Source organism: Methylomarinum vadi, from assembly GCF_000733935.1.
Lineage (GTDB): Bacteria > Pseudomonadota > Gammaproteobacteria > Methylococcales > Methylomonadaceae > Methylomarinum > Methylomarinum vadi.
On record NZ_JPON01000001.1, the window covers coordinates 576,460 to 593,946 of the forward strand.

Consider the following 17,487-nt stretch of genomic DNA (forward strand, 5'->3'; position numbering starts at 1 on the left):
ACTATGGACACTAGTAGCGAGAAAAATCAGTGGGTACTGACACCTGCCGAACGTTCGCTGGTCATGTCCAAGAACCGAGCAAACCGGTTAGGCTTTGCTATTCTGCTGACTTTCTTCCGCGAACGCGGCAGGTTCCCGCGCGATGAATCCGAAATTGAAACGCAAGGTATAGCTTTATTAGGCCAGCAGTTAGAAGTAACGATTCCAATAGATGGCGAGGCTATCCTGACGGGCCGTACTGCCGAACGGCTACGCGCTGAAATACGAATCCGTTTCGGTTTCCGCGAGGCCACGATTGCCGATGCGGAAATACTGACGGCCTGGCTACGCGATCATGTTGCCGGCGAAGTAGGTGGCGATATCGAACCCATGATTGTTCGATTGGAAGCACGCTGTCGCGAGCTTTCCATTGAACCGCCTACGCCTGATCGAATGGACCGCATTGCACGTAGCGCATTACGTGCTCACGAAGACCGTTTCCATCATACTGTCTATGAGCGTCTTTCGCCCAAACAGCGCGAGAATTTGGACGCCTTGTTGCGACCGGAGAAGGGCGACGACGAGAATAACGACCAAGAAGATGCTACCGGCAGTGCGTCGGCGCTCTTATTGAAACTGTTAGGCAATCCTGGCCGCCCAAACCTTGCCAGCATGCAAGACGAATTAGCTAAATTAGAAATCATCCGGAAAATCGGTTTGCCGGCCGATTTATTCGATAAGGTATCACCGCTTGATTTGGAACGTTGCCGTAAACGCGTTTCTGTCGAAGTGCCCCGCGATTTACGTAGACATCCCGATGCGGTACGTATTACTTGGCTGGCAGCATTCGTTTACTTGCGTGCCCGCAGTTTGACCGATGATCTTGTGGACTTGCTGATTGAAACCATTCATCGGATCGGCGCACGGGCTGAGCGTAAAGTCGAGCGGGAATTGTTGGAAGACCTTAAGCGCGTTTCCGGTAAACAAAACCTATTGTTCGAACTGGCAGATGCCACGCTAGCCCAACCCGATGGGGTGGTGCGCGATGTGGTATTTCCCGTAGTCAGCGAACAAACCCTACGTGATTTGGTTAAAGAATGGAAAGCCACCGGACCGACCTACCGAATTACGCTGCGAACCGTGATTCGCAATTCGTACAAAGGCCACTATCGCCGCATGGTGCCTACTTTGCTGAGCGCCCTGGAATTTCGGAGCAACAATGACCTTCACCGTCCGGTGATGGACGCGCTTGAATTGGTAAAACGTTTTGCAGACACCAAGGTGCATACCTTTCCGGCCGATGAACATGTGCCGCTTGATGGCGTAGTGCGCGGATTATGGCGTGAGGCTGTGATGGAAAAGGACGCCGCCGACCGGGATCGCGTCAATCGCATCACTTATGAAATTTCTGTGCTTGAAGCGTTACGCGAACGGCTGCGCTGCAAGGAAATTTGGGTGGTCGGTGCAAACCGTTACCGCAATCCCGATGAAGACCTGCCAAGCGACTTCAATGAGAACCGTGCAGACTATTATCAAGCGTTAAATCTGCCGCTCAATGCGGAGCTGTTCATCACCAATTTACAGGCCGAAATGCGCGAAGCATTAAACGCCTTCGACACTAGCCTGAAAAAGAATCCTTACGTCCGACTCAGCGACAAAAATAACGGCTGGATCATCTTAACACCGTTGGACGCCCAGCCCGAACCACCCAATTTGGCAACGCTCAAAGCCGAACTTAATACGCTGTGGCCGATGACCAGTTTGCTCGATGTCGTAAAGGAAACCGATCTGCGGCTGGGTTTTACAGACGTATTGAAAAGTCCGACTTCCTATGAAACGATGGATCGGTCAGTGTTGCAGCCACGATTATTACTTTGCCTACACGGTCTTGGTACCAATGCGGGCTTACAGCGCATGGCCGGGCTTGATTCCGGCACAACGGCAAGAGACTTGGCTTATGTTCGTCGCCGTTATATTGGCGTCGAAGCCATGCGCCGCGCGATTGCTATTGTCGCCGATGGTACGTTACATGCTCGTAATCCAGCAATATGGGGTGACGGTACTACCGCTTGCGCATCCGACTCCAAGCATTTCGGCGCATGGGATCAGAACCTAACCACACAATGGCATGTTCGTTATGGTGGCCGCGGCATCATGATTTACTGGCATGTCGAACGCAATTCATTGTGCATCCATTCGCAACTTAAATCGCCGTCCTCTTCGGAAGTGGCGTCAATGATCGAAGGCGTTATCCATCATTGCACCGAGATGGAAGTTGACCGCCAATATGTCGATTCTCACGGCCAAAGCACGGTTGCGTTTGCCTTTTGTCGCTTATTAGGATTTCAGTTACTACCCAGACTAAAAGCTATTCACTCGCAGAAGTTAAATCGGCCGGATGTTGGTATGGCTGATGCCTATCCAAATTTACAACAGATTTTAACAAAACCGATTGATTGGGATTGCGTTCGGCAGCAATATGATCAAATGGTGAAATACACGACCTCTCTTCGTCTTCGAACAGCGGAAACAGAAGCTATCTTACGGCGATTTACTCGGAAGAACGTACAGCATCCCACTTACAAGGCATTCGCAGAATTAGGCAAGGCGATTAAGACTATTTTTCTATGCCGTTATCTGCACGATGAATCGTTGCGCCGGGAAATTCACGAAGGACTGAATGTGGTTGAGCAATGGAATGGCGCAACTGATTTCGTGTTCTTTGCTCGTCGTGGTGAAATGTCAAGCAATCGCCAGGAAGACCACGAAATTAGCATGCTATCCCTGCATCTCATTCAAAACTGCATGGTTTACATCAACACGTTGATGATTCAGAAGGTGTTAGCCATGCCGCACTGGCAGGGCAAGATGACAATACGAGACTACGCCGCATTAACTCCACTGATTTGGGAACATATCAATCCGTACGGGCGGTTTGACCTCGATATGAATACCCGGCTGGATTTGCCCTAATTGAAATGGCGGCTGGTGACACGACTGCTTGTTCTACCCCAATAATGAACATTATCAAGTCACTATTACGGAAATCGAGCAATTGACCGGTTCCGATTCGAAAACAGCATTTACGAGGCAAACCCGTTGTATTATCGCGAGGATAACGCACAGCCTAATGAAAACGTCGTGCATGTGCCGGAGCGCATCGAGGTCTCGAGGGCTGAAGACATGATTTCCTCAGGGCTGAAGAGACAAACGCTTAATGACGATATCGTGGATATTTTCATTGCCTCGGCGATGGTCAATCCGGAAGGACCCGATGCCCATCACGAATGGGTGTCCTTGATCACAACTTGGGCAGTGAAACCGTCGATATTACCGGATGGACGCTATCCGACAACTCCTACAAGAAGTTATTGCTCGATAACGTCTTGACGGATCCCAACGAACGCATCATGCATCCCGGCGAATCGGTGGCCATCAAGGACATCAGTCCCGTTCAGCTTTCGAATAATCAGGATATCATTATGCTGTGCGACAGCACCGGCGCCCGTATCGATCGAGTGAACTATAACAAGCGGATGGTGCAGAGCGGAAAGCCTGTGGTGTTTTTATCGCCTCGAGATACATTGACCTAAAAATAGCGACACCGCCACTCAGGATAAACCGAACGTACATTAAGCGAATCCAGTTTTGCCACGCATCCATGCGTTCAGTCTAATGGCGTGAAAATGAATATAACAAACATTTATGTTGAGTGGCTTTTTCTTTCCGAAATTCGTGTGTCAGATTCATCGCTCTTCAAACGTCGGCCGCGTTGCTGAATCGGCGTAGTATTGTGCAGCATGGTGCAGAGGCGAGCGCGCTCGATGCCGGCCGCTTGATACACATAGCCGATCGCGCGAACTTCATGGGCGTAAATAAAGTCGCCGTCGGGCGACTCGATCGCTTCCGGCGTCAACCGAAAACCACGCCACGGATTGCCCAGGCAATCCAGCCGGCCGCTCATCAGTTCCAAGCAGAATCGCACGGCTTTGGGTGGACGCTGTTTTTTCCAATTACGCACGGTTTTTTCGGTGACCTCAAAAAAAGCCGCCAGTTCTTTTTCATCTCGGAACCCGGCATCGACAAGCAACCAGTGAAAATGGGATTGATTCATCGGCATCTCCATGAAAACACGATTTTCCTCGGATATCGGCCAGGTAATATCGTTCTTTAAAAAGTTAATAGTTATTGATTGAGAATCGATAGTAGTTTGTCAGTCCATCATCACACGACATTTTTTCACATCACATGGATCGATGTAACGTCCCAGTGCGTTGTGATGAGCGCCATCTTTGGCGACGCAACGGTTCAACAGGAATGTGTCAGTTCCGCGCCACACGTTTGAAGGGACGCGCCGTGTCCGTGATGACGGTCAACGCCGGTTTTTCCGCTTTCCGGCAACGATTGCCGCGGTGAATCGGCGTCGTTTGTTGCAACATCGGACAAAGCCGGGCGCGTTCGATCCCGGCCGCCAAATAGACATAGGCGATAGCGCGGACTTCGTATTTCGGCAAGCGATAACGCTGCCAGTTACGGACGGTGCGTTCGGTGACCTCGAAAAAGGTTGCCAGTTCTTTTTCGGTTTGGAAACCGGCGTCACGCATCAGCCAACGGAAATCGGACGGGGTCATCACGCCCACCTAACAGGCACACAAGCCGATGGCCGGTTGATGCATCCAGCGAATCGAAAAAATAGACCATAAAAGATCGCGCACAATTTGGAAAAGGCGTTTGCGGCGACGATACGGAGATACTTTAGTGATTTGACATAATATACATTATGCGAAGTTATGGCAGAATGCGTGGCGCCGTCGTAAAAGCCTTCTTACGCTTTTTCACGTCATTCTTCGGTTTCTGTTTCCCATTCCCGGGTCAACGGAACGACACCGGCTCGGGGCGCATTCGTGTTAGGTGGGCGTGATGAGACACTGTGATTTCCGTTGGCTCATGCTCGATGCCGGTTTTCATAATGAAAAAGAACTGGCCCATTTTTTCGAGGTCACGGAAAAAACCGTGCGTAACTGGCAGACGAATCGACTGCCTAAATCAGTATCGGCTTGCCTGGAATTGATGGGCGGTAAACTCGATTGCCTGGGCAAACCCTGGCGAGGCTTTCGGTTGACGCCGGAAGCCATCGAGTCCCCCGATGGTGATTTCATCTATGCCTACGAAGTTCGCGCGATTGCCTATGTCTACCTGGCGGCCGGCATCGAACGCGCTCGCCTCTGCACCATGTTGAAAAACACCACGCCGATTCAACGACGCGACCGGCGTTTGAAGAACAATGAAACTAACACGCGAGTCTCGAAAGAAAAACGCCACTCAACATAGATATAAGTCTTATTTGTTACTTCATGAATTTTACCGATTAATCGGTCTCCGCTGTACGGTGAGAATCATATCATTCACAATCGTTTCGTAGCGTGACCTCTTACTATACTATTCTAAGCGTAAGCTCACTTAATAATTAATCACACGAGGCATTTCCTTGGCTTGCGCAATCCAGTCTTCGACCTGGGATAATGCGGGAACCCTTTTCACCAGGTTTCTTTCATCGTTAACCTCGACCATTTTGGCATGCAGGTTGTCGGCGCAAAGCAACTTCACATGACGATTTACTGCTCAGTATGCTTCCAATTTATTGAATAAATTTCGATAACGTCCCAAACCCTGATATTGAACAAAATCGTTTTGCGCGGGTTATAGCTACATAGAGCAAAGAACGCTCACGCCATTCGTGTTCTCTGACTATTGTTGGATCATCAGATTCTAAAATTGCTAACGGTAAAACCCCGTCATTAACACCAGCCACATACATCGTATCGAACTCTAATCCTTTGACCCGATGCATTGTTGCCATCCGGACACCTGCATGATTTGCATCATCCAGCGAATTATGATCGACTTTATAGTAAGCAATACCTGCTTCACCAAAGGCCATACTATAACGATCAATATCGATGTGACGCCTAACTGCAATACAAGTCCTCGTCAGCTCTTCTGGACTCGATGCAGCTAATGAGTCGATTAAATAATTTAATTCTTCTTGAGCATTGTTAAAACACTGAACTACAGGCTCAACACCCGTCATCAATGACCGATAGCCTTTTTGCTCATCTAAACCATCATCCAAATCATCAAAAGGGATCCCTTCCAATACCGCAACCGCAGCATGGCGAATTTGTTCTGTTGTTCGATAATTCACTCTGAGTTTATGACTACGCCCAACAATTCTGATATCACAATGACCTAGGGTCACCTTACTACCGTAGATTCTTTGATGCGGATCGCCCACGATAAACAAGTCGTTACTATGCTCAGAAACAAGATGGCGAATTAATTTAAAAGCATTAAATCCAAAATCTTGCGCCTCATCGACAATTAAATGCCTATCCCTAATGCCGGAAAATAACCCATCACTTGCTTCTATCAAATTTGACTTTACGCGCTCCGCCTCATCGATATATTCAGACTCTAAAAATTGCAAAACCCCATTTTCTGGGTTGATTTTTAAAACTTTATTTTGCGCCCAGTGATACGCATCATCATGTTTATCAGCCCATAACAGAATAAAAACGTTCCCCTTATCAGGTGCTAATACAATCGCCCGATAAGCTTGATCAATTCTTACCGATCGCAAATTTTTATCTCGAGCAGCTTGAATCGTTTCATAATTAATCCCAGGAGACTTCGGATCATGACGAAACTGCTCCATGAATTTAACAGCCTTGTCTTGCTGAGCTTTAGGCAGTTTTAAGACACTAGTAAAAAATTCTGATGAAATAGCAACTTTTGGGCTGATTGACATACTACCTACTCATTATTGTTTTTTTAAATGAATTTTTTTACGTACACACATCGCTATTTTTTAAATAAATTAACAAAAGCGCTGCTATCTTCTTGCAATGCAGGACTAGTAAAAACAGTCCATCCCATAGCTGTAAAAACTGACTGATCTTCCAATACATCATCGAACAAAACGGCAATTTTTTGATTTGTCCATGCTAAAAAAGCCTCTGCTAAAACTTCCCCTTCTTCATTTTCAAGCTCATACCCCAGAATCGGTATTTCTACTCCCAAACTCGAAAGCAACACAATTAATGCCCGTTCCTCGTCACTGACAGCATCAGCCAACAATTCATCCCAAGCATCTCCGCTATCTTCAGTCGTTGTTTTATTCGATGCCAGACCGGAATAAAGACTATTCGCAATCCCCTTGATAGTAAAAAAGCAGCTGAGCGATTGAAATTGAAGTAGGTTAATCATCCGTAAAAAACCATTCCATTGTTGCTTATCCAGGTCACTATCAGTAAGCTCCGAGGAATCATCAAATACACAATGCCCAGCTAGTTGATGCATATTGCCTGATTTGATAGCTGATTTATCTACAATCCAGCCCAAATGGAAACGCTGCCAGCTCTCTCCCATAACAATGCCTTTTAAGCATCCTTTTTTATCTCCAGAGAGCCACAAGTTTCCAAGCTGAGTCTGCGCATAATCCGGCAACTCAAATTCCTGATAAAACGCTTCGTTACTGGAAGGTGTTGAGCATGCCTTCAAAAAACCACCAAAAACAAACGCAGATGCAAAGGAATTCCATGCCGAAAAACATGGCTGGCTAAGCCATTCGACCAACCAATAAAAACTAGAACGACTTTTTAATTCCATCAATGACCGAGCATTAAACTTCTCAAGAAAAGCCTCTAACTTTTCTTTTGGCATGCCAAGAAATAAATCGAATTGATCAACTGATTTATCTTCTAATATGCTCTGTACATCTTCATACGATAAAGACCAAACCAAAAACTCATTCGAAGCTAAGATCGCTAAACGTTGCGCACTATCCTGATCAACTCTATCTTTATGAGGGTGTCGTAAAAGCCCCAACCAGCTACACATACGGTAAAATAACCCTATCCAAACCTATTAGAAATAGATCAATGGCAGCCGAAGCGAACATTAGACCCGTCAAGACATTGTATAGCGCCAAGCAATATTCGCTATTCGATGAATGCGAGGTTGAACCGTTACCTGAGTTGATCGCTCAATCGATCTCAAGCGAACCGATGGCCCGTTTTGAAGCGCCCGACCCGCGCGGCTTATCGATCAACGGTAAACCGCTCGGCGAACATCTGGAGCACGCCGGCTTAACCATCCCGTTGAAATTGCGCCCCTTCTTGCAATCGCTATCCTTCGCCGAGTTCGAAGCCCGTTATCGGCCCGGCGGGCGTCCGCCGTATGCGCCATGTGCGATGGTGGGGATCATTCTCTACGGCCTGTTACAAGGCATCAGCAGCCTGCGCGACTTGGAGCGTTTAGCTCGAGCCGATGTGGGGTGTTGGTGGCTAAGTGGCGGTATCATGCCGGATCACTCCGTCATTGGCCGTTTCGTCCATCAGCATGCCGACTCATTGACGACCGAATTTTTCGATCAACTAACGCGTCGTACTTTGAAAGTCACCGGCTCCGGCACGACGGCGTTGGCGGGTGACGGTACCGTGATCGAAGCCATGTCCTCCCGGTTTCGATTGATGAAGGAAGAAGCGCTCAACCAAGCCTTGGCGCAAGCGAAGGAAGCCGCGCAAGCCAACCCAAACGATGCGGCTGCGACTAAGCGTTTGAACGGTCTGGAACAAGCCCAAGCCGAGCTAAAGTCTCGCCAGCAAAAACAAGCCGCCAAAGGCAAAGATCCGGCCAAGACCCAAGTACAAAGCAACGAGCCGGAGGCGGTATTACAGCCGCAAAAGAACTCCAAAGACTTTCGCAGCAGTTATAAACCGTCGGTATTGGCGAACGACAATCGAGTGATCGTGGCTTGCGACGTTCATCCTTCCAGTGAAACCGAGGTGGTGCCGGGCTTACTGGATCGCGCCCAAGCCCTGGGAGGCGTCGAAACAGCTCTGTTCGATGCTGGCTATTTCAGCAATGGCGTCTTGGATACTGCTGAGCAACACAACATCGAATTGCTTTGTCCGGAAGGCCAAAGTGAAGGAGACGATTGGAACAAACAATCCAACAAACAAATCCCCAAAAGCCGCTTTATTTATCAGGCCGACGACGACACTTATCGCTGTCCGGGGCAACAACGCTTGACTCGCCGTCACACCTGCAAAGGCGGTAAAAGTGGCCATGCTTATACCGTCTACGCCTGCGATGCCTGTTCAGACTGTCCGCTGAAATCCCAATGCACGCGTAGCGAAAGCGGTCGCACCCTCAAACGCTATGACAGCGATACACAAAAAGAAGCCCTGCGCCTGAAAATGGCCCAGCCCGAACCTCGGCAACGCTATCGACAGCGGCAGGCCATGGTGGAGCCCGTCTTCAGTCAGCTACGCGGTCGCCAAGGCTTGAATCGCTTTCGCCGTAAAGGTTTGGCGGGCGTCAAAGTGGAATTCGCCTTGCACGCCATGGCCTACAATCTGAGCCGCGCCTTAGTGGCAGCTCTTTTTCGCGCTTTATATCATTGGCTTAGCCGGTTTATGAGCTCGTTTGACCGAAAGTTCGACATTTGTCATGGTTAAACTACTGACTTGCCAGCTTCGCCGGCCGTGGGAAATACGGCCGGTTTCCAGTGGTAAATCAAAGAAATTGGGGTTTTACGACAGCCTCCCTTCGACGACGGCTGGCCAGATCGCTTTGTCGCCATACGGGATCAGTACGCCATGCTCTTGGAGTATGTCGAACATACGGCCGTTTTTCGTTGGTATGCCGGAGTGCCCTTCTTGGGTTAATTGATCCCTGGTTGCATCCACGGTTCGTTTGCTCACCAACCAACAGTCGTCGCCGCTAACCCATCCGGCCGCGCCGTTCCGGTTTAACGGTAGTTCCCCTTCGTTCAATAAATGGCGTAGAGCGGTCAACATCTTTTCGTGCAATGGTTTTGTTCTGACGGCCGGCATCCGGCTGGAATCGGCTCCCAGGTTCGTCGCCACCGATTTACTATCGGCAGCGCCAACAATCTCGCCGATCGATGACGCATTTTCGATATCGCCAGATACGCAAGCCAGCCATTGTTCAAAAATGTGTCGATCGCCGGACAACCAATTTAAAGCGTATGACGGAATGATTCGATGGATTAACAGCAGCGAGGCTTTCTCATGCAGGCGGTATTTCCGTCCGCGTTGGAACTCCGTGCTGTACCATACACCCTGCTCGTCCAAAAACGAATCCCAAGGCGACCAGGGTATTGCCTTGCGATCGGCATCGTAAACCGTCACCGATTGATCGACGGCGACTTTGGCCAAGTCGTGTGATAATGCGGCCAGAAAAACGGCGTAAGTCCATAAATCCTGTTTGGCGGCTATCTCCTCGGCTCCGCCGCTTTCGGACAATAAATAAGATCGTCGGATCTTCAACGCATTCACGCAGACTTCCAAGGTATGCGTTAGCATTCCTCCTGGGCCGGCGTGGTGATGCACTTCCGAGGCTGGAAGCAATTGCACGAATCGCGCGAAATTCCGAATGGTGTGAAGATAATAGCGGTTGAAATTGCGTTCCGACAAACCGGCCAATTCATCGATTTGCACCATCATTCCTTGATGAGGAGACAACAAATCGTCGACACTTCGAATCGACAAAATTCCGGGAATATCCGGCGGTACCGCTTCGGATTTAGCCTTGTCTTTTTTCAACCAGCTAATATTCAACATGTTATTGCTTAATCCCCAACACTTTTTTGCCAAATTCCCGCAAGGAGCCGTCAGGACCGACATAGCGATACAAAGTAGGCTTGGTGATACCTAATTCCTTACAAAGCTCAGAGACCACGGTTTCGCGCTTCCCCATCGAGGCCTGTGCCTGTCTGATTTGCGCTTTTGTCAACGAGGGCTTGGCTCCGCCTTTCCGTCCCCTGGCCCTAGCCGCAGCCAGTCCTGCCTTCGTGCGTTCGCTGATCAAGTCCCGCTCGAACTCTGCCAGCGCTGCAAAGATGCCGAAAATCAATTTTCCGTTTGTCGTTGTGGTGTCGATATTAGCGCCCTGCCCCGCTAATACACGAAAACCGATATCCTGGTTGGATAGCTCGTGAGTGGTCGTGACCAGGTGTTTTAAATTCCTACCCAATCGATCGAGCTTCCAAACAATCAACGTATCACCCGACCTCAGCGCTTTCAAACAGGCCTGCAATCCTGGCCGATCATCTTTGGTTCCGGAAGCGTGATCGGTATAGATATGATTTTTCTCGACCCCAGCCCCCAGCAACGCATCGATTTGCAAATTCAGCATTTGTGATCCGTCCGCTTTAGAGACTCTGGCGTAGCCGATTAGCATCTTCCTCCCGTTTCAAGAACGATCGTTTATGAAACTCCTGAGTTTTACTGAAATTTACTACTAAAAGTAGTAATAAAACAAGTAAAATTAACAAAGTAATGAAAAAGTATGTAAAACTACTTTGATACTTTAACAATCAAGTTCTGATACCCTTCAGAAGAGAATTGTAAGAATCAATTATACATGAGCAGCATGATGAATCCTGAGCTTGCATCGGTTTTACCAGATATTTATCACACCAGGTTTGTTTAGCCACTGGCCTTATTCCGTGAATGGGAACGAATTAGTTCTCCAGGCACTATCCGTGAAGTAGAAAAGGTGTTTTTCTCTGAAGTTAATTATTAGGCTGCAGCGCTTGTCGGGTCTGTCACCTCCCAGTTGTTGATCTGTAATTCATTTTGTAATTGCTTAATCCAATTGACAATTCTGGTTGCCGTCAAATCAGCCAGTCTATCTTCATCTAAGGCTAATCCCACAAAAGTTTTTCTATCAATCAAAGCTTTGGCTTCAGTAAAATGATAATTCTCAGCCGGCCAATGTCCGAGCAGTGTCGCGCCTGAAGAACTGACTCTTTCTGCCAGCGCCCCCATCGCGTTGCAAAAGTATTCACCCCAGTCTTCTTGGTCTCCTAATCCATAAACAGCAAACTTAAGACCGGTCAGATTAAGCTTGGTAAGCTCTTCCGCATTATCCTGCCAATCGGTTTGCATTTCGCCATCATACCAAGTGGGAATATCCAAAATGAAAAAATCGTATTGTCTCAGCACATCAGTTAATTCTATAGTGTGGACTTGATGGAGGGTAACGACTTCCTGACCGATTTCATCTTGTATCATTTTCGCGACCGTTTCCGTATTACCGGTATCGCTGGCATAGGCTTTGTTGCATAAATCGGCATAGCCCCCATATTCGAGGACATGGAAAAGAAAGGCAAGCAACGGTACAAGCTTAAAAACTGGTCGGCCTACAACCAAGCGCTGATCAATCGAGGTTCGCTCACGTTATGGTTTGATGAATCAGTCGTTCAACATTGGCATCAGCCGGAAAAAACGGGGTATAGAGGCAGTCCGATGACCTATTCTGAGATGGCGATCCAATGTGCACTCACTCTCAGAGAAGTGTTTAAACTGACCTTGCGAGCGACGCAAGGATTTTTGCTATCGCTGATTCAGCTACTAAACAACCACCCGCTCAAGCGGGTGGGTTCCAATAACGGACTGAAAGTCCGGATACGCGTCGACTAAACGACGCGTCTTAGTCGGGCTCCAACTTGAAATTATCGTTTGGATTAGGTTCAAAGTGATGCTCCAAATATTGCTTTATCATCTCATCAGTCATTTGCCCCTTGTGGCGCAAAAATAACCGCGGGCCCAAAAATGTCGACCCCAATATCGCTTTTTCAAGTGCGGGAACTCTTCGAGCAGATAACTCGAAGTTCGTCCCTTGATTCGCCTCATGATTTCGCTTGGGGCCATAGTTGGTGGTGCACTCACCAATATGTGCACATGATCTTTGCTCACGACACCTTTGATAATCCGTATCTCAAAGGCTTCGCATGTCTGCCGCACCAAGTCTCTCACTCGTTCGGCTATTTCGCCCTTCAGCACTTTATAACGATACTTCGTAACCCAAAAAAAATGATACTCAATTTGGTAAACCGTATGGCTGCCGTATCTATAGTCCATCGCCACCTCCTTGGGCAAATTATCGCAGCTAAAGCTGACCGGCTAAAGCCGGTGGTTTAAACCTTAGGATGGATAATTAATATCCTAGCTTCCTTTCTTTGAAAAAATTTGCATCAATTTTTGAGGCGCTAGACCACATCAACCGGCGCTTTCCCAAAGCGATATCGCTGGCAGCCACCGGCTTCGACAAGTCCTGGTAATCTAAGGCGCAGCGTATTTCACCGCGCTATACGACAAATTGGCAGGAATTGGCCCAAATTAAATGATGGGGAAAATCCATTACCAAAAATTGGATATTACGGAGGGGATTATGGAGCGTTGATTATTCCAATAAGAAATCTATGCCGAGTACGGGTAACGTTAGTCAACTATTTTGTCAAAAACTTAAAGAAGATCGCCTCCGGGATAGACCGCTCTAAGATCTTCTGACAATTGCCAAAATCGACCTAATATTGCCGCCAACTGATCAGGGTTTTTAACGGATCATCAATGGGATACATACTGGATGTCAGATTAATCTAAAAACATCAGTTGAGCACGGATTTTGTGGAAAATCTGGGCATGGAAGACAAAGAATCGCTTGACGATAATGGTCGTTAGTCCTTGTCTAGAGCTATTCTGCTGAATTCCGCGTTTAGATTTTTCACAAAACCGTGAAGCGGGTTTGAATCAACCCATGGGTGAATCAGAGGAAATGAAGTTAAATTTATCAGTCAACGCCTTATTACGCTACGCAGCATTCGACTGATGTTTTTAGGCTAATAAGAGGTCGGCGAGGGTACGAGCCAGCGGCTGAGGGGATGCCGCACAGCGTTAACGCGTTGACTTTACCCATGGCCGTTCGCCGGGCTTTGGAGCCTCAAGGGCATAAGTGCGCAATCACTATCGTCCCGATGAGCACGGTAAAGCCTTTGGCGAGTCCCGACCGGCCACTTCGGATCGATGCTCGAACCCGACAACACGGCCGCTAGTACCGCCTGTTCCATGCCCTCACTCGTCGAAGTCCAAATAGTCCGCCCCGCTTGTTCCCTGTAGCGATCACCGCCCGAATACCCGCTCACGCGCCGATATTCGTCAATCTTCCCAACGGCAGATAAGCCAGTGCGACCAGGCACAAGGCGGCCGCAGCGGCGTAAGACCGGATATCGACCGCCACGCGTCTCATTTCGGCGAATGCCGGATTGCGCAACGCCCGGCTCCATTGTTTCAAGTTTTTCAGGCGGTGATAACGCCAACCGGTTTCGTTACTCAGTTGTTGCAAATAGGGTTCGTACAACCGGCTCAGATGCTGGTCGCTGGTCACCTTGGCTCCGCCGAACGGCGCGTTGCGGGCGTGGACATTGCCGGCATCCGTCGGCAGGCGGTTGGGGATGCCGAAGGTGGAGCGGTGCGGCACGTCGTCGGCCTTATAGAAACCGATTTGTTTGCCGCGCTTGTCGTATTTCGGAATCGGCACGTTGTTCAAGCCGCCGACGCCGACTATCATGCCCCGAAATCTCCCTTTGACGTCCGAAAAATCGCTGCGGTAGCGCGGATTCAGCGGCGGCGCCTCCTGGCCGTCGGTCACAAAGACCAAGGTCGTGTCCAGCGGCGTCAACGTGTCGACGGCATGCCGCAGGCCCTTGCCGATGCGGCTGTCGGCGGCCCAAGCCATGCGCCAGTCGAGGGCTTCGATGACCCGGTCGATTTCAATCCGCGCCGAACACACTTCCAGCGGCTCGAACAACAGGCTCGCTTGCCGGTCGGTGAACACGGCCAGCCCGATTTTCGATTGGCACGGCAATTTCGGAATCAGCGCGCGCAACTGCCGTTTGACGAAATCCAGCCGGCTGACCGCTTCGTCGTTCAGCCGATAATCGCGCGTGTTCATGCTGCGGGTGATGTCGATGACGAAGGTGAAGTTGTAGACCGGCCGTTCGCGAACGATGCTCGGTTTGACGAAAGCCGCCAGCATCGCCGCCAGCGCCAGCAGCAACAGCAGGAAACGGTGATCGTGAATATTCTTTTGCAGATGTTCGCTCAACATGATGATATTCCAGGGTGCATTTTATGCACCGTAAATGGCGCATGGAACGCACCCTACGGCAAACCGCGTGGAAAGCCCGGTATGGTGGTCCATGGCTTGCTTTTTTTCGCGGTTTCCTGTTCGTCTTCGATATTGACACGTTCCATTTCCGGCAACAACCGCATCGCCACCTCGAGATTGTATTTCGCGTCCCAATGCCGGCTGTCCAGCGCCAGCACCCGGCGGTAGGCGTTCTTGGCCAGACCGGTCATTGCCATCGCCTCGTCGAAACGGCTGTCCAGGGCGGCGTCCATCGCTTTATTCAGATAGAGGTTGCCGAGGTTATACAGCCTGGTGATATTCAAGGCCGCATCGCCGCGATCGATCTCGCGGCCGAGCAGCTCCAGCGCTTCCTCGGAACGGCCGTGTTGTTGCAGATAACCGGCTGCGGCCAAGCGAATGGCGGGCGCGGCCCGCTCGGCTCCGTCCGGAACCGGTCCCTTGCCCTGATTCAGCCGGGCGATCGTATGATTGTCGCGCTCGATCCGGTACAGCGAAATGGCGCTGTAACCAGTGACCAGCACGGCCAGCGCCAGCACCGTCCAAATACCGTAATAACGTAAACTTCTCATGCTCTGGCCTCGCACAGTTTCAGCCCCAGCAATAGGGCCAGCAATAGCGCAGCGGCGCCGTAGCAGGTCCCCGACAAGTCCTCGCGGGGAATTTTCTCGCGATAATGCAGCGGCAGATTCTCCAAGCGGTCGATCTCGGCGACCGCATCCCGCATCGCGTCGGGGCTTTCCGCCTGGTAGGCCTGATAAGGAATGCCGAGACTCTTGAAAAACAAATGCAGATAGCGTTCTGGCCTGGACTGGGCGTTGTCGTCGCGCGGGTCCTCGGGTTGCTCGAAAATGCCCGGACTGTTCTTGCCGCGCAGAAATATCCAGTACAACCGCAACGGTTGCTCGGCGAACCATTGCCTCAATTTACGCTCGTTGTCGGCGTCGATCGCGGCGGCGCCGTCGGACACCAACAGTATGATCTTCGAGCCGGTCGTTTCGGGTTGTTCCCGGTAAAACGACAGGGCCATCCCCAGGCCCTTGGCGATATTGGTGTAGGCCAGCCCCGGCTTATCGGTCGCGGATATCGCCGCGGCCACCGCATCCTTGTTTTCAGTCAACGGCATCACCAACAACGGCGAAGTGCTGTAGGAGGCGACGCCGACGCGGTCATGCGGCCGCCGGGCGATGAAATCGAGCAGCAGGCGCTTGGCGGCACTGGCTTTGGCTTCCTCGCCGCCGCCCGGCGCCCGGCCGGCGAAGGTCTGGTCCATGCTGCTGCTGCGGTCGAACAGCATAACGATGTTGGCGCCGTGGCCGACCCGTTCAATCCAATGCTCGCCGCGATAGAGCCCGGCAATGCCAAGAATCAGCGCAGCCATCACGCTCATCGCCAGCGCCTTCAGCAACAGCGAATACAGGGTCGACGGCCAATCCTCCGGCAACAACGCGGCGTTGGCATAGCGGCGGATCGTGACGCCGTTGTTGAACAGGGGCAACAGCGTCAGGAGCAGCGCGCTCAGCACCCAAGGGTGGACGACGGCGAGAGTCATCGCTGCCCCCGCTCGATGGCCCGGCATTGCCGGCACAGTTCGCGGATGCGTTGCGCCGCTTCGCTATCGATCGCGCTCTCGCCGGCAAAATGCAAGCGGTTGGAGAGATCGAAGAACCATTCCAGCCGTTCCCTTAATGCGCGGTAAGCCGGCTGGCTTCGATAAAACGCTTCCAGGCCGTGTTGGAACAAAACCTCCCCATGCAGTTCGTTCAGCGCCTCGTGCAGCACTTTGCAATGCATCTTCAGTCTGTCATCGCCAAGCCGGGCCAGACGTTTCTGGGCGCGCTTGAAAACCGTCCGCCGCGAGAAGCGCCGGAACAGGCCGTGGCAATAGGCCAGATAAGCTCCCGCCAGCGCGGCGGCGGCCAGCGAAATCCACAAGCCGAGACGTTGCGGCGTCGTCTCGATGGACGGCGCCGGCATGTTCGGGCGCATATACTGCTTTCCGTCCTGCTTGCGTATCGCCAGTTCGCGGATCGGCGCGACGGTGAAATGCCAGTCCGGGACCGGCCGTTCGACTTGGTTGACGCCTTGACGGAACTGCACCGGGAAGCCCGGCAACGTCAACATCTTCACCTCCAGCGGCGCATAGAAAAATTGATAACGCAAGGCGATTCGATAGCGGACGCCTTGCGGAGCGTCCGTTTGCCGGACCTTGACATGCTTCAAATCCAGCCAACGGTTGATCTTGCCCTTCCCCGGCAGGCTGCTGTACTGCAGCTCGAATCCTCGGCGCACGACGACCTCGATGCGCTGCTCGATTTCGTCGCCGATGACGTAACCGAAAGGCCTGGGCGTTTGCACGGCGAAATGGCTGATCGCTTCGTCGATCCTGCCGGAGCAGGCGCTCAGCGCCAACAGTATGAAAACCAGGCCAGCCAACGGCAAGCGTTTTAACCCTGAAACATCGAAAAAGAATACGTTCATCTTCATGGT

17 protein-coding genes and 2 pseudogenes are annotated in these 17,487 nt (G+C 50.7%); 6 read left to right on the forward strand and 13 right to left on the reverse strand.

What is annotated here, in order from left to right; genetic code table 11:
• Positions 1 to 3 precede the first annotated feature (3 nt).
• Both EP25_RS0102930 and EP25_RS22370 read left to right on the forward strand, forming a co-directional pair.
• Positions 4 to 2,952, forward strand: coding sequence for a Tn3 family transposase (locus EP25_RS0102930; protein ID WP_031432523.1), 2,949 nt, complete (start codon positions 4 to 6; stop codon positions 2,950 to 2,952).
• Positions 2,953 to 3,266: 314 nt separating this feature from the next.
• On the forward strand, positions 3,267 to 3,572 hold the full coding sequence (locus EP25_RS22370; RefSeq protein WP_051906355.1) for a lamin tail domain-containing protein: 306 nt from the start codon (positions 3,267 to 3,269) through the stop codon (positions 3,570 to 3,572).
• Between the two features lie 110 nt (positions 3,573 to 3,682).
• Here EP25_RS22370 and EP25_RS0102940 read toward each other — a convergent pair whose 3' ends face one another.
• Positions 3,683 to 4,093 (reverse strand): hypothetical protein, encoded by a 411-nt coding sequence (locus EP25_RS0102940; RefSeq protein ID WP_152555585.1) that lies wholly within the window; start codon positions 4,091 to 4,093, stop codon positions 3,683 to 3,685.
• Between the two features lie 208 nt (positions 4,094 to 4,301).
• Positions 4,302 to 4,610, reverse strand: coding sequence for a hypothetical protein (locus tag EP25_RS0102945; protein WP_152555586.1), 309 nt, complete (start codon positions 4,608 to 4,610; stop codon positions 4,302 to 4,304).
• Between the two features lie 289 nt (positions 4,611 to 4,899).
• Here EP25_RS0102945 and EP25_RS22375 point away from each other — a divergent pair, with 289 nt between their 5' ends.
• Positions 4,900 to 5,310, forward strand: a complete 411-nt coding sequence (locus EP25_RS22375) for a hypothetical protein (RefSeq protein ID WP_152555587.1) — start codon at positions 4,900 to 4,902, stop codon at positions 5,308 to 5,310.
• Positions 5,311 to 5,439: 129 nt separating this feature from the next.
• Here EP25_RS22375 and EP25_RS22840 read toward each other — a convergent pair whose 3' ends face one another.
• The 3 genes from EP25_RS22840 to EP25_RS0102965 are packed head-to-tail and all read right to left on the reverse strand — an operon-like array spanning position 5,440 to position 7,878.
• Entirely contained in the window at positions 5,440 to 5,586 is a 147-nt protein-coding gene (locus tag EP25_RS22840; RefSeq protein WP_200875009.1) for a DUF4332 domain-containing protein, read from the reverse strand.
• Between the two features lie 31 nt (positions 5,587 to 5,617).
• Entirely contained in the window at positions 5,618 to 6,787 is a 1,170-nt protein-coding gene (locus tag EP25_RS0102960) for a 3'-5' exonuclease (protein WP_031432527.1), read from the reverse strand.
• 53 nt (positions 6,788 to 6,840) lie between these two features.
• A complete protein-coding gene (locus tag EP25_RS0102965) occupies positions 6,841 to 7,878 on the reverse strand; it encodes a hypothetical protein (RefSeq protein WP_031432528.1) in 1,038 nt (345 codons plus the stop codon).
• A gap of 41 nt (positions 7,879 to 7,919) precedes the next feature.
• On the opposite strand from EP25_RS0102965, the gene EP25_RS21700 reads away from it, so the two are divergent.
• Complete coding sequence (locus EP25_RS21700; RefSeq protein WP_051906357.1) at positions 7,920 to 9,500, forward strand: IS1182 family transposase; 1,581 nt, start codon at positions 7,920 to 7,922, stop codon at positions 9,498 to 9,500.
• A 75-nt stretch (positions 9,501 to 9,575) separates the two neighbouring features.
• Here the strand turns inward: EP25_RS21700 and mobH are convergent, their stop codons facing one another.
• From mobH to EP25_RS0102985, 3 genes are all read right to left on the reverse strand, one after another.
• Positions 9,576 to 10,628 carry a MobH family relaxase gene (gene mobH, locus EP25_RS0102975; RefSeq protein WP_235185818.1) on the reverse strand — a complete coding sequence of 351 codons (1,053 nt, stop codon included), beginning with the start codon at positions 10,626 to 10,628 and terminating at the stop codon, positions 9,576 to 9,578.
• 1 nt (position 10,629) lies between these two features.
• Positions 10,630 to 11,247 (reverse strand): recombinase family protein, encoded by a 618-nt coding sequence (locus EP25_RS0102980; protein ID WP_031432530.1) that lies wholly within the window; start codon positions 11,245 to 11,247, stop codon positions 10,630 to 10,632.
• Positions 11,248 to 11,588: 341 nt separating this feature from the next.
• Positions 11,589 to 12,185 (reverse strand): flavodoxin, encoded by a 597-nt coding sequence (locus EP25_RS0102985; RefSeq protein WP_160172689.1) that lies wholly within the window; start codon positions 12,183 to 12,185, stop codon positions 11,589 to 11,591.
• On the opposite strand from EP25_RS0102985, the gene EP25_RS0102990 reads away from it, so the two are divergent.
• Positions 12,165 to 12,491, forward strand: a complete 327-nt coding sequence (locus EP25_RS0102990; RefSeq protein ID WP_051906359.1) for an IS5/IS1182 family transposase — start codon at positions 12,165 to 12,167, stop codon at positions 12,489 to 12,491. The two genes, EP25_RS0102985 and EP25_RS0102990, sit on opposite strands and share 21 nt — an antisense overlap.
• 10 nt (positions 12,492 to 12,501) lie before the next feature.
• Here the strand turns inward: EP25_RS0102990 and tnpA are convergent.
• Positions 12,502 to 12,932: pseudogene (gene tnpA / locus EP25_RS0103000) on the reverse strand (IS200/IS605 family transposase).
• A gap of 203 nt (positions 12,933 to 13,135) precedes the next feature.
• Between tnpA and EP25_RS23785 the strand changes: the two are divergent.
• Positions 13,136 to 13,198 (forward strand): annotated as a pseudogene (locus EP25_RS23785) (DUF4113 domain-containing protein); the annotation flags it as partial.
• A 791-nt stretch (positions 13,199 to 13,989) separates the two neighbouring features.
• Here the strand turns inward: EP25_RS23785 and EP25_RS0103005 are convergent.
• The 4 genes from EP25_RS0103005 to EP25_RS0103020 are packed head-to-tail and all read right to left on the reverse strand — an operon-like array spanning position 13,990 to position 17,484.
• Complete coding sequence (locus EP25_RS0103005) at positions 13,990 to 14,958, reverse strand: vWA domain-containing protein (RefSeq protein WP_031432533.1); 969 nt, start codon at positions 14,956 to 14,958, stop codon at positions 13,990 to 13,992.
• A gap of 53 nt (positions 14,959 to 15,011) precedes the next feature.
• A complete protein-coding gene (locus EP25_RS0103010; RefSeq protein ID WP_031432534.1) occupies positions 15,012 to 15,569 on the reverse strand; it encodes a hypothetical protein in 558 nt (185 codons plus the stop codon).
• The gene (locus EP25_RS0103015; RefSeq protein ID WP_031432535.1) at positions 15,566 to 16,549 is read right to left on the reverse strand and encodes a vWA domain-containing protein; all 984 of its coding nucleotides are present in this window, start codon (positions 16,547 to 16,549) and stop codon (positions 15,566 to 15,568) included. The genes EP25_RS0103010 and EP25_RS0103015 overlap by 4 nt, the downstream gene beginning before the upstream one ends.
• Positions 16,546 to 17,484: a nonribosomal peptide synthetase MxaA gene (locus EP25_RS0103020; protein ID WP_152555588.1), complete on the reverse strand. Its 939-nt coding sequence runs from the start codon at positions 17,482 to 17,484 to the stop codon at positions 16,546 to 16,548. Before EP25_RS0103020 ends, EP25_RS0103015 begins: the two co-directional genes overlap by 4 nt.
• Between the last annotated feature and the right edge of the window lie 3 nt (positions 17,485 to 17,487).

Excerpts from the sequence above, each read along its gene's own strand:
- EP25_RS0103010 (WP_031432534.1), bottom strand. The coding sequence starts at position 15,569 with ATGAGAAGTTTACGTTATTACGGTATTTGGACGGTGCTGGCGCTGGCC.
- EP25_RS0102980 (WP_031432530.1), bottom strand. The coding sequence starts at position 11,247 with ATGCTAATCGGCTACGCCAGAGTCTCTAAAGCGGACGGATCACAAATG.
- EP25_RS22370 (WP_051906355.1), top strand. The coding sequence starts at position 3,267 with ATGGGTGTCCTTGATCACAACTTGGGCAGTGAAACCGTCGATATTACC.
- EP25_RS0103020 (WP_152555588.1), bottom strand. The coding sequence starts at position 17,484 with ATGAAGATGAACGTATTCTTTTTCGATGTTTCAGGGTTAAAACGCTTG.
- EP25_RS0102930 (WP_031432523.1), top strand. The coding sequence starts at position 4 with ATGGACACTAGTAGCGAGAAAAATCAGTGGGTACTGACACCTGCCGAA.
- EP25_RS22375 (WP_152555587.1), top strand. The coding sequence starts at position 4,900 with ATGAGACACTGTGATTTCCGTTGGCTCATGCTCGATGCCGGTTTTCAT.
- EP25_RS0103015 (WP_031432535.1), bottom strand. The coding sequence starts at position 16,549 with ATGACTCTCGCCGTCGTCCACCCTTGGGTGCTGAGCGCGCTGCTCCTG.
- EP25_RS0102960 (WP_031432527.1), bottom strand. The coding sequence starts at position 6,787 with ATGTCAATCAGCCCAAAAGTTGCTATTTCATCAGAATTTTTTACTAGT.
- EP25_RS0102940 (WP_152555585.1), bottom strand. The coding sequence starts at position 4,093 with ATGAATCAATCCCATTTTCACTGGTTGCTTGTCGATGCCGGGTTCCGA.
- mobH (WP_235185818.1), bottom strand. The coding sequence starts at position 10,628 with ATGTTGAATATTAGCTGGTTGAAAAAAGACAAGGCTAAATCCGAAGCG.
- EP25_RS0103005 (WP_031432533.1), bottom strand. The coding sequence starts at position 14,958 with ATGTTGAGCGAACATCTGCAAAAGAATATTCACGATCACCGTTTCCTG.
- EP25_RS0102945 (WP_152555586.1), bottom strand. The coding sequence starts at position 4,610 with ATGACCCCGTCCGATTTCCGTTGGCTGATGCGTGACGCCGGTTTCCAA.
- EP25_RS0102990 (WP_051906359.1), top strand. The coding sequence starts at position 12,165 with ATGGAAAAGAAAGGCAAGCAACGGTACAAGCTTAAAAACTGGTCGGCC.
- EP25_RS21700 (WP_051906357.1), top strand. The coding sequence starts at position 7,920 with ATGGCAGCCGAAGCGAACATTAGACCCGTCAAGACATTGTATAGCGCC.
- EP25_RS0102965 (WP_031432528.1), bottom strand. The coding sequence starts at position 7,878 with ATGTGTAGCTGGTTGGGGCTTTTACGACACCCTCATAAAGATAGAGTT.